At 68.3% G+C, this 10,726-nt stretch carries 11 protein-coding genes; 7 read left to right on the top strand and 4 right to left on the bottom strand.

Annotation, left to right across the window (positions count from 1 at the left end; all coding sequences use genetic code 11):
* Positions 1-699 (top strand): ATP-binding cassette domain-containing protein (locus VFR64_05680; protein ID HET9489227.1); only part of this gene is annotated, 699 nt, incomplete at its 5' end.
* A 48-nt stretch (positions 700-747) separates the two neighbouring features.
* On the opposite strand, the gene VFR64_05675 is transcribed toward VFR64_05680, so the two are convergent.
* The 3 genes from VFR64_05675 to VFR64_05665 form a co-directional block, all read right to left on the bottom strand.
* Positions 748-1,818, bottom strand: coding sequence for a hypothetical protein (locus VFR64_05675; GenBank protein HET9489226.1), 1,071 nt, complete (start codon positions 1,816-1,818; stop codon positions 748-750).
* A gap of 269 nt (positions 1,819-2,087) precedes the next feature.
* Positions 2,088-3,236: a hypothetical protein gene (locus tag VFR64_05670; GenBank protein HET9489225.1), complete on the bottom strand. Its 1,149-nt coding sequence runs from the start codon at positions 3,234-3,236 to the stop codon at positions 2,088-2,090.
* A gap of 29 nt (positions 3,237-3,265) precedes the next feature.
* Positions 3,266-4,300 carry a medium chain dehydrogenase/reductase family protein gene (locus tag VFR64_05665; GenBank protein HET9489224.1) on the bottom strand — a complete coding sequence of 345 codons (1,035 nt, stop codon included), beginning with the start codon at positions 4,298-4,300 and terminating at the stop codon, positions 3,266-3,268.
* A gap of 200 nt (positions 4,301-4,500) precedes the next feature.
* Between VFR64_05665 and VFR64_05660 the strand changes: the two genes are divergently transcribed.
* The 4 genes from VFR64_05660 (at position 4,501) to VFR64_05645 (ending at position 8,956) form a co-directional block, all read left to right on the top strand.
* On the top strand, positions 4,501-5,994 hold the full coding sequence (locus VFR64_05660) for an amidohydrolase (protein ID HET9489223.1): 1,494 nt from the start codon (positions 4,501-4,503) through the stop codon (positions 5,992-5,994).
* Positions 5,991-7,394, top strand: a complete 1,404-nt coding sequence (locus tag VFR64_05655) for an amidase (protein HET9489222.1) — start codon at positions 5,991-5,993, stop codon at positions 7,392-7,394. Before VFR64_05660 ends, VFR64_05655 begins: the two co-directional genes overlap by 4 nt.
* Positions 7,364-8,008 carry a DNA-3-methyladenine glycosylase I gene (locus VFR64_05650; protein HET9489221.1) on the top strand — a complete coding sequence of 215 codons (645 nt, stop codon included), beginning with the start codon at positions 7,364-7,366 and terminating at the stop codon, positions 8,006-8,008. Before VFR64_05655 ends, VFR64_05650 begins: the two co-directional genes overlap by 31 nt.
* Before the next feature lie 111 nt (positions 8,009-8,119).
* Positions 8,120-8,956, top strand: a complete 837-nt coding sequence (locus tag VFR64_05645; protein ID HET9489220.1) for a DNA-formamidopyrimidine glycosylase family protein — start codon at positions 8,120-8,122, stop codon at positions 8,954-8,956.
* Between the two features lie 8 nt (positions 8,957-8,964).
* Here the strand turns inward: VFR64_05645 and VFR64_05640 are convergent, their stop codons facing one another.
* Positions 8,965-9,609 (bottom strand): CHRD domain-containing protein, encoded by a 645-nt coding sequence (locus tag VFR64_05640; protein HET9489219.1) that lies wholly within the window; start codon positions 9,607-9,609, stop codon positions 8,965-8,967.
* 67 nt (positions 9,610-9,676) lie between these two features.
* On the opposite strand from VFR64_05640, the gene VFR64_05635 reads away from it, so the two are divergent.
* Positions 9,677-9,997: a hypothetical protein gene (locus tag VFR64_05635; GenBank protein ID HET9489218.1), complete on the top strand. Its 321-nt coding sequence runs from the start codon at positions 9,677-9,679 to the stop codon at positions 9,995-9,997.
* Between the two features lie 188 nt (positions 9,998-10,185).
* Positions 10,186-10,557, top strand: a complete 372-nt coding sequence (locus VFR64_05630; GenBank protein HET9489217.1) for a DUF3597 domain-containing protein — start codon at positions 10,186-10,188, stop codon at positions 10,555-10,557.
* Positions 10,558-10,726 lie beyond the last annotated feature (169 nt).

The raw sequence follows: 10,726 nt of genomic DNA, 5'->3' as shown, positions 1-10,726 counted from the left end.
CTCACCGCCCTGCGCGACGTGTCGCTCGCCGTGCGCGGGGGCGAGATCGTGGGGGTGGCCGGCGTGTCGGGCAACGGGCAGCGCGAGCTGGTCGAGGTGCTGGCCGGCCAGCGAGAGCCCGGAGCCGGCGAGATCCGGGTGGCCGGCGCCCCCTACCGGCCCACGCGCTCCGAGATGCGGCGGCGTCGCGTGTTCCTTCTCATGGAGGAGCCCCTGCGCAACGCCTGCGTGCGCGGCATGTCGGTGGCCGAGAACCTCGCCTTCCGCAACTTCGACGAGCCTCCCAACGCGCGGGGCGGCTGGCTGGTGAGCCGGCGCGCCCTGCGTGCTCAGGCCCGTGCGCTCATCGAGCGCTTCAGGATCCGCACCCCCGGTCCCGACGCCCCGCTCGAAACGCTGTCCGGAGGCAACGTGCAGCGCGCCGTGCTGGCCCGCGAGCTGTCCGGCGAGGTCGCCGTGCTGATCGCCCAGAATCCGTGCGCGGGGCTCGACATCGCCGCGACCGCCGAGATCCGGAGCCGGATCGCCGCGGTCCGCAACGCCGGCGCGGCGGTGCTGCTCATCAGCGAGGACCTGGACGAGCTCCTGGAGCTGGCTGACCGCATCGTCGTGATGTTCGAGGGCCGGCTGGTGTACGAGACGCCGCGTGAGCACGCGGATCTGCACACCATCGGACATCACATGGCGAGCCATCCCTGACCGTTCCGGCGGGCCGATCTCTGGAGCCGTGCACACACGGTCCGGTCGTTAGACGCCCGTAGCGCCGAGGCACTCGAGGTATGCCAGTGACTGTTGTAGATTGCGCCGCGCCTGCGCTTCGTACCGCTCTCGAAAATGGGCCGTACAATACACGTGGGGTCTGCTCAGGAGCTCCTTCAGTATCCTGGCCCTGCTGGACCGGAACATTGCCTCCGGAACCCACCCATATTCGTTGCGGACCTGCGCCTCATACTCCTGGAACCGCGCAGGTTGAGCACCCAGGATGGACAGGTCCGCGTCGACCAGAACCTGGGCATCGACGCCGATCGGCACCGCGGCATGGCGTGTGAACATGATGAGATCGTAGATCCTCTGTGCGCTCTCAGCACTGACGCCCGATTCTCGCGCCGCAGAGCGTGCCCAAGCGGCGCTCCGCTCCTCATTGTCCTGACGTTGAGTGTCGTAGATCGCATCGTGGAACCAGAGGCCGACGTTTACCTCGGCTGGGTGTTCTGCCAGATGGATGATGTCTTGGACCTTCTCGAAGCACTCCGCAAGGTGCTGAGACGTATGGTACTGACGATGTGGCTCGGAGTACCGACCCAGAACATCACCATGCAGGCGCCTGAGCTCCGGGGAATCGCTGACCCCTAACTCGCGCCAGGTCTCGATCCATTGGCCAACCTCGGTCATTGGTTTCACATCCTCGCTCGGCCTACGAACCCCTGAAGCCTCAGACGTGGCCGGATTGTACGGAATTCCCCAGGACCGAATCGTGAGGCGCCACCGACCACCACCGCCAATGACGGCAATGAAGGTGCGCTCGTCTTGCCACTCGATGCGCTCCAGGAGGAACGTCTCGTACATCCAGCCGAGCCAGCGACATGACTGCAGCCGTAACTGTTTGCTGACCAGGGCAAAATTCGTGATCTCCTCGTAAGGGCAATCGTAATCGGTCACCAGGATGTAGCCCTCCGAGGTCTCAAACTGATGCAACAGCCGATAGCCCGGTAGGGCAATGCTCGTCGGCTGCCCTTCGAGAAACAGTCGAGAACGTAACGGCCACTTCTCATACGGGCCCTCGTGCGTCTCCAGCGTGAATCGGCGGATCGGCTTCAATTCAGTTAAACGCGCTCATGACGGATGACGTCGAATCCTTCATCCTCTGATGGAGGCGTAAAATACACAGTGATGGCCTCGAACTCCGCATCCGTAGTCCAGGGAGTTCCAGGAGGTAGGTTCTTACTTGTACCGTCGCGCTGGCGCCCTAGGCGCGCGCCAGGTCTCAACCCATCGACCAATCCCGGTCATTGTTCCAGCAAGGCCCCAACGGACCGCATCTTCGGCATGGGATTGGCGCTCTCCTGCCTCTTCCCCTGACACGCTCCTCAAATCATGAATAACGGATTCACCGGTTCATGCCCCACAAGCACTCTCCCCGCGTCCTCCAACCAGACCGGCTGCGCCGCAATATGCCTCTCCATCGTTTGCAGATCGCGTACGCTTCGTTCCAGCGGGCAGTCCACATAGAGAGCCGTCGTCCCGGCCGCGGCGTGCATGGCCAGGACGGCTGCACGCGCGGTGGTGGCGGCATACAGACCAGCACTGTACAGCGCCGCACGGTCCTCGGCCGTCGGAAGCTGATGTCTGACCGTGTGCCACATGGTCTCCATGCTTGCGTGGAGGTGGCTCCCTGCGGCAGTGACCGCCGCGCTATACGACGCGATGTCGGCGAGCACACCTGGTCGCTCGCGAATCGATGCGCCGGGATCCACCGATACCTTGGTGCGCAGTATCTCGATCGTGACCGCCATTGCTGCGCGCGCCATGCCCAGGAACTGGGCGCCAATGCCGGCGACCATCATCGGAATAATGGGCAGCTGGGCGAGCGGTGCGTTGCTCGCCACCGGGGGAGCGGGCGCGAGCGAGTCTTCAATGGGCACGAACACGTCGTCCACGACGACGTCGTGGCTCCCGGAGCCACGTAAGCCCCCGACATGCCAGGTGTCGAGGATGGCGTAGCGGCCCTTGGGCACGAACAGCACGCGGAGGTCGGGCTGCCCGGGGGCGAGCATGCGGGGCACCCCATCCTCGTGCACCAGGCTGATGAGATGGACATAGTCGGCAAGCTCGCAGCCAGACACGAGCGACCAGCGGCCGCTCAACCGGAACCCGCCTTGCGTGGCCACGGCCTGTCCGGTCGGCCGGGTGGAGCCCGCGAACAATCGACTGGAATCGCCGAATACCCGTGCGCGCCCCGCGTCATCCAAGAAGCGGGCCCAGAAACACGCCAACGTGTTATTCCAGATGAGCCAGGACACCGACGCTTCGGCGCCGGCCAACGTCTCGAGGACCCTCAACCAGTCTTCCGGTGTGTATGGTGAGCGCGCGCCAGTGTCGAGGAGCATCCGACACAGGTCACTCTTGCGAAGAGCGCGCACGATCGGTTCCGCAATACACCGATCATTCTCGGTCGTGTGGCGTAGCTTGCGGATCAGCGGGACCAGGCCTTCTGCCACGGTCACGATCTCGTCCATACGCTCGTCTCCGGGGGAGTTGTACGTTCTCACGATTGCCCGGTCAGCACGATCTTGCCTGTCACCGCTCCCTTTCCGAGCAACTCGTGCGCGTATCTTGCCTCGGCAAGAGGAAATCGCCGCGCGACCAGCGGTTTGATCTTTTGCTGTTGCAGGAGCTCCAACAGGGCGATCAAATCGCGTCGAAACACTGCGGGTCTCAGCCGTTTGAGCCATTGGATGCTGTAGGGGACCACCCGCCTCCGGCTCGGTAAAAGCCAGCCGCCAGCAATATACAACCCGAAGATGGGGATTCCGTGAAAGCGATGACGATGACCTGAAGCCAGTCGTCCCCCACGTAGCGAGGAAGTAAGGCCATAGGCCACTACCCTCCCGCCAGGGCGGAGAGCTTTGCGGGAACGCCAGATATGCGCGCCGCCGATGCCGTCGAAGACAGCGTCCACCCCCTCGCGGGTGAGCCGGTGAATTTCTTTCACGAAGTCCTGATGCTGGTAATCAATTGGGATACCGCCCAGGTCCGAAACGGCCGACGCCCCTCGCGATGAACAGGTGCCGTACATCTCCAGCCCGGCGAGGCGCCCGAGCTGCAAGAGTGCCGAGCCGACCCCGCCGGCCGCGCCGTGAATCAACACGCGCTGGCCCGGTCTGACTTTAGCGGAGCGATGCAGCATCTGGTACGCCGTGACGTAGTTCAGCACGAGGCTCACAGCCTCGGCGGCGTCCAACCCGGGTGGCACCGGAACCAGTTCGCGTTGCGGCAAGCAGACGAACTCCGCATACGCGCCGCTGATCGGCAACGCGGCAACTATCTGGCCTGGTTCGATTCCAGAGATACCGGCGCCCAGCCGATCCACCACGCCGATCAGATCCCACCCTGGCGTGTAGGGCAGCCGGGGCGTCTCGGGATGAACCCCCTCGCGCATCATCAGGTCCGGCAAGGAGACACCGGCGGCCAGCACTCTCACCCGCACCTCCCCGTCCTTCGGCTCGGGGCACTCTTCTTCAACCACCCCGAGTGCATCGGGCCCGCCGTAGTGAGTGACGATAATGCGCGTGTGTCTCACGGACCTCTTCTCGGGATGTCCTCCGAGTGTCCGGCCCATATCCTAATCCCGCTGGCGGCCCTCCTGGAACGCGGCTCCTGGGCGAAGCGCACCCCGGCTCGCGCCTGGCCGGCGCCGTCGTGATCTTCGCCGGGCTCGTGTCGATGGCGCTCGGCCGTTGAGCATTTTCGGCCGACTTCGTTTATCGTAGGACCTCGTCCATGACGGGCTTCACCGTGATCCGCGGCGGCCGGGTGCTCGACATCGCGGGACATCGGGCCGAGCCGGCCGACGTCCTGATCGATGGCGACACGATCCGCGAGATCGGGCGGCCGGGGCTGACGGCGCCGCAGGGCGCCCGGACGCTCGACGCCCGCGACCGCCTGCTCATCCCCGGCCTCGTGAACGCCCACACGCACGGGCAAGGCGGGCTGACCCGCGGGCTCGTCCCCGATCGCGTGCCGCTGGAGCTGCTGCTCACCGTGTCCGGTGCGCTCAACGCCAACCGGAGCGTCGAGGACAAGTACCTGACGGCTCAGCTTTCCGCCATCGAGCTCGTCCACAAGGGCTGCACCGCCTGCTACGACCTCAACGTCGAGTACCCGCTGCCTTCGGTGGACGGCATCCAGGCCGCCGCCCGGGCCTACCACGACGTCGGCATCCGCGCGGTCGTCGCGCCGATGATGGCCGACCGCACGCTCTGGCAAGCGCTGCCCGGCCTGCTGGAGGCGCTGCCCGAGGCGGCCCGGCGCCAGGTGGAGAAGCTCAGCACGGCGCCCTGGCCGGCGAGCGTGGAGGCCTGCCGGGAGATCGTTCGCACGTGGCCGTTCGATCGCGCCGGCGTGCGGCCGGCGCTGGGGCCGACGATCCCGCTGCACTGTAGCGACGAGTTCCTCGCGGCCTGCCGGGACCTGGCCCGGGAGTTCGAGGTCGGGATCCAGACCCATCTCGCCGAATCCAAGACGCAGGCGGTCGTCGGGCGACGCAAGTACGGCACGACGCTGACGGGGCACCTGGCCAGGCTCGGCCTGCTCGGGCCTCGCTTCAGCGGCGCTCACGGCGTCTGGCTCGATCGCGACGACATCCGCCGGCTGGCCGACGCCGGCGCCAGCGTGGCCCACAATCCGATCAGCAACCTCCGTCTCGGCTCCGGGGTGGCGCCGGCCCGCATGATGCTGGAGGGCGGCCTCACGGTCGGCATCGGCACCGACTCCGCCGCGTCGTCGGACACGCAGAACATGTTCGAGGCGATCCGCCTGACCGCCTATCTCTCCCGGGTGCGCTCGCTCGACCACCGGCGCTGGCTGTCCGCCGAGGAGGCCTTCACCATGGCCACGGTCGGCAGCGCGCGCGTGCTCGGCATGGGCGATCTCATCGGCCGCCTGGCCCCCGGTTTCAAGGCGGACATCGCCTTCCTGGATCTCACCAACATCGGCTTCGTGCCGCTCAACGACGTGCTGCTGCAGATCGTCAACGGCGAGAGCGCGGCCGCGGTGGACAGCGTGATGATCGGCGGACGCCTGGTCCTCGAGCGCGGCCGCCTGACCACGGTGGACGAAGCGCGGGTGCGGGCCCAGGCCGAAACGGCCGCGGCCAGGCTCCGCCACGCCAACGCCGCGTCCATGGCCGCCGCTCGCGAGCTGGAGGGCTTCGTCGGCGCCTTCTGCCTGAGTCAGGTGCGCGAGCCCTACGACCTCATGGAGGACCGGCCATGACCGATCTCGCGTGGACGCCGGCCACCGAGCTACAGCAGATGATCCGCGCCAAGACGCTGTCGCCCGTGGAGCTGACCCGGGCCGTGCTGGAGCGGATCGAGCGCCTCAACCGGACGCTCAACGCTTTCTGCACGGTGACGGCCGAGATCGCGATGGACGAGGCCCGGCAGGCCGAGCGGGCGCTGATGGCCGGCGAGCGGCTCGGTCCCCTGCACGGCATCCCGTACTCGATCAAGGACCTGACCGTGACGCGCGGCGTGCGCACGATGGGCGGCTCCCGCGTGTATGAGCACCGCGTCCCGGACACCGACGCGCCGATCGTGCGGCGCCTGCGCGCGGCGGGCGGCATCATGATCGGCAAGACGACCACGCCGGAGTTCGGCTGGAAGGCCATCGGCGACAGCCCGCTGACCGGGATCACCCGAAATCCCTGGAACCCCGGCATGACGACGGGGGGCTCCAGCGCCGGCGCCGGCGCGGCCGCCGCCGCCGGGCTGGGCGTGCTGCACCAGGGCTCCGACGGCGCCGGCTCCATCCGCGTCCCCGCGGCGTTCTGCGGCGTCTACGGCCTCAAGCCCTCGTACGGGCGCGTGCCCACCTGGCCGCTGGCCAACAACGACTACGTGAGCCACCCCGGGCCGATGACGCGCACCGTTGCTGACGCGGCTCTGATGCTGAGCGTGATCGCCGGCCCCGACGAGTGGGACCGCACGTCGCTGGAGGCGGTGCCCGCGGATTACGTGGGTGAGCTCCGCCGCGGGATCCGCGGGCTGCGCGTGGCATTCAGCCCGGACCTGGGCGGGCTGCGCGTCGACCCCGAGGTCGCACGGGTCGCGAGCGAGGCGGTCTGCGTCTTTCAGGATCTGGGGTGCGCCGTCGAGGAAGTCAGCCCAGAATTCGACGACACGACCGAGCTCATCCGCTGCCTGTGGAGCGCTCACGAGGCCGGCATGTACGGAAGCCTCGTCGCCCAGTGGCGGGAGCGGATGGATCCGGGGCTCGTGGCATGCATCGAGCATGGGCGTCGCTACGGCCTGCTCGAGTATCTGGAGCTCCGCGGCCGCAAGCTCGCCTACTGGGACAGCGTGCGATCGCTGTTCGAGCGCTACGACCTGCTGCTGACGCCCTCGGTGTCGGTCCCGGCCTTCGAGGTCGGCCTTCTGAATCCGGCCGGCTTTCCCCAGCACGAGTGGGACTGGTTTCCGTGGGCGTCCTTCAGCTATCCGTTCAACTTCACGGGCCAGCCGGCGGCCTCGGTTCCGGCCGGATTCACGAGCGCGGGCCTTCCCGTCGGCCTGCAGATCGTGGGCCGCCGCTTCGCCGACCTCACCGTGCTGCAGGCGTCCGCCGCGTTCGAGGAGGCGCGGCCATGGGCACGACATCGCCCCCGTCTCGCCTGAAGGGCCCCGGGGCGACGACCCGCTGCGCCTGGGCAGTGGGCGAGCTCGAGCAGCGCTACCACGACGAGGAGTGGGGCGTGCCGCTGCGCGACGACCGCCGCCTCTTCGAGCTGCTCGTGCTGGAGGGGGCGCAGGCGGGACTGTCGTGGTCCACCATCCTGCGCAAGCGCGAGGCCTACCGGCGCGCCTTCGCCAGGTTCGAGCCGACGGCCGTGGCCCGGTTCACGGCGCGCGATGTCCGCCGGCTCCTCGCCGACGAGGGGATCGTCCGCAACCGCCTCAAGATTGAGTCGACCATCACCAACGCCCGCGCGTTCCTTGCGGTGCGGCGCGAGCAAGGGCGCTTCGCCGACTATCTGTGGGGGTTCGTCGGCGGGCAGCCCATTCAGAATCGCTGGCGCGCGCTCCGACAGGTGCCGGCGGAGACGGACGCCTCGCGCGCCCTCAGCCGCGACCTCATCCGCCAGGGCTTCCGCTTCGTGGGTCCGACGATCTGCTACGCCTTCATGCAGGCGGCCGGACTCGTGAACGATCACCTCACCGGGTGCTTCCGCTGGGCCGAGCTCGCCGGCGCCGGCCGGCCCTCGCGCGCTGGCCGCGACGGCCGACGCTAGATGCTTGTCCGAGTAGCGGTCCCAGAGGCGCGACCCGGCTGCGCCGGGGCGTGCCGAAGGTTGGGGGGTGTGGGGGGCCATGTCGGGGCCCCCCACGTCGGCTAGACGGCCATGCCGGAGCTGCCTGAGGTCGAGGCCGCCCGCCGCGCGCTCGAGCGCCTGGCCCGGGGCCGGAGGATCGTCGGTGCCCGCACGGTCGACGATCGCATCGTGTACGAGGGCGTCACGCCGGCCCGCCTGCGCCGGGCTCTGGTCGGCCGCCGGGTCCGCGCGGCGCGCCGCCGGGGCAAGCACCTGTGGCTGGAGCTCGACCGGCGCCCGTGGCCGTGCTTTCACTTCGGCATGACGGGCGGGTTCCACTCGCCCAGCGCGCCCGGCGTCCGGCTCGTCTCCTACGGCCGCCGGCATCCCGGCGAGGTGTGGCCGCCGCGCTTCACCAAGCTCGTGCTGCGCTTCGAGGGCGGGCGCGAGGCCGCGTTCGCCGACGCCCGGCGCCTGGGACGCATCCGCCTGCGCCACGATCCCCGGCGCGAGCCGCCCATCAGCCTCCTCGGCTTCGACGCGCTGCTGGAGCTGCCCTCGTTCCGCGCCTTCGCCGATCTGCTGCGCGAGCGCGCCGCGCCGATCAAGGCGGTGCTGCTGGATCAGTCGTTCGCCGCCGGTGTGGGCAACTGGATCGCCGACGAGGTGCTGTATCAGGCGGGGATCGCGCCGCAACGGCGCGCCAACACGCTGACCGACGCCGAGCTGCGCCGGCTGCGGAGCCGGCTCCGCTCGGTCATCGCCACCTCGGTGCGCGCGCTGAACGACAGCAGTCGCTATCCCCGCCCGTGGCTGTTCCACACACGCTGGGACGGTCCGGGCGCGGTCACGGCCCGGGGCGAGACGATCCGCTATCTGACGATCGGCGGCCGGACGACAGCCTGGGTCCCCGCTCGCCAGCGCTGAGCACGACTTTAATCGCCGAGCTTTTGGCCGAGGGAGTCGAGGATCTTGCCGGTCAAGCCGCCGTGGATCTGGCCTCGGATCTCCCCGGGAGGGTGCAGCGCCGAATGCACGTTCGCATAGGTCGCCCCGGCGCGGATGGCCCGGACGAGCTCAGCGAACTCGAAGAGGGCGATGCCCTGCGCAGTCTGGGCCAGCACCTGGTCGGGCCCGATTGTCCCGGTGACGGGGTTGTCAGGAGGGGCCTCCTGGGGGCACTCGGGGGTCAAGCCCCCCAGGTCCACAGGATGCGAAACCGGCATCGAAGTCGGCGAAGGCGCCGGGGTGCCAGCCGTCTCGCAGAGCCACACGACGATGCCGCCGACAGTGCTGGACTGTCCGAAATGGATGTGAGCCTGCGTGACGGCTCCCTCGAGGCCCTGGTAGCTGCGCTCGTAATGGATCGCCTGATTGGTCTCGTCGATTGTCGCCTTGAAGCTCCCCCGGGCCGCGGTCGAGATCCCGCCGCGGAGCGCTGCCGGTGGCCCCCCGGCGAAATGGACTTCGTTGTAGCCAGACAGCTCCGCGCGCACCTGGTGGCTCGTGTCGTCGCCCACCGCCGTCGAAACCGTCTCGACAACCACGAGGAACGCAAGAGGAAGATCGAGTTTACGCATGGCGCTGATCTGTTCCCCCGGGGGTCGTCTGCGTCGGTGGCATTGCCGTTGCAGTTGCTCGCCAAGCGTGGCTGACCCAGTCGACCGCGTACGCGCGCATGTCACCACTACCATCCTGCACGCCACCAAGCTGCTGGCCGACCTGACGGAGGTCGACGAGGCGCTCCAGACGCTCACGCCCGCGCTCGATCGGATGACGAACGACGAACGCGAAAGCTACGTGGCCCGATTGTGCGGGTACGACGAACAGCTGCCCGAGAGGCTACGCAACCTCGTCGAGGGCCTCGCCGACCTTCTCGCGGGGCTTACCACGGCCGACGGCGTTCGGGCCTGGCTGGAGCAGCAGACGGCACGACTGGAGAACGACGAGATCATCGAAGCGACCTGACACAATCGAGCCCCCGGCCCTGCCGAGAACCTCCCTCACTGGGAAAACTCTTTCCTACCAGAAGCGTAGGGACCAAAGCCCATCTGGGCATGCCTGCGGGAAGCCAGTAGCATTCCGCCAGACAAGGGGCGACGGCCATGCAATCCGGGAGGGTCACGCCCTCCCGTCAGCCATCACAGGAGAGCGCCATGAGTTTCTTCACGAAGATCCTGAACACACTCGGCATCGGCAGCGCGAGCGCCGCGCCCGCGTCCGCATCCGCCAGGCCGGCCGTGGCGCCGGCGCCCACCCCGGTCACGATGGTCGATGTCGTCGCGCAACTCGAACGGCGCGCCGCGGCGAATCCGCAGAAGCTCAACTGGCGGACCTCCATCGTCGACCTGCTGAAGCTCCTCGATATCGACAGCAGCTTCGCGGCGCGCAAGGAACTCGCCGCCGAGCTGGCCTGCCCTCCTGAACTGATGAACGATTCGGCGAAGATGAACACCTGGCTCCACAAGACCGTGCTGGCGCGCATCGCCGCCAACGGCGGCAACATTCCCCAGGAACTCCTCGGCTGAGCCGCGGCGCAGCCGTACTGGCATGGGGGACCTGAACGGGGACGGCAATGCGCTGGACGACATCCTCCGGATGGCCGGCAAGATCATGCGTTGAATCACGGCGGCAGAGCCGATGGAGGGAACGGGCCAGCCGTTCGGGGCGGGCCGCCCCCCGGCTAGGGCGATCGGC

This window comes from Candidatus Methylomirabilota bacterium (assembly GCA_035709005.1).
Lineage (GTDB): Bacteria > Methylomirabilota > Methylomirabilia > Rokubacteriales > CSP1-6 > 40CM-4-69-5.
Note: the sequence above shows the minus strand (reverse complement) of the source record. Positions and strands in the feature narration are given on the sequence as shown.

Bases quoted from the DNA above. Each gene is read 5' to 3' on its own strand.
- VFR64_05670 (HET9489225.1), bottom strand. From the start codon at position 3,236: ATGGACGAGATCGTGACCGTGGCAGAAGGCCTGGTCCCGCTGATCCGC.
- VFR64_05660 (HET9489223.1), top strand. From the start codon at position 4,501: ATGACGGGCTTCACCGTGATCCGCGGCGGCCGGGTGCTCGACATCGCG.
- VFR64_05655 (HET9489222.1), top strand. From the start codon at position 5,991: ATGACCGATCTCGCGTGGACGCCGGCCACCGAGCTACAGCAGATGATC.
- VFR64_05650 (HET9489221.1), top strand. From the start codon at position 7,364: ATGGGCACGACATCGCCCCCGTCTCGCCTGAAGGGCCCCGGGGCGACG.
- VFR64_05645 (HET9489220.1), top strand. From the start codon at position 8,120: ATGCCGGAGCTGCCTGAGGTCGAGGCCGCCCGCCGCGCGCTCGAGCGC.
- VFR64_05640 (HET9489219.1), bottom strand. From the start codon at position 9,609: ATGCGTAAACTCGATCTTCCTCTTGCGTTCCTCGTGGTTGTCGAGACG.
- VFR64_05630 (HET9489217.1), top strand. From the start codon at position 10,186: ATGAGTTTCTTCACGAAGATCCTGAACACACTCGGCATCGGCAGCGCG.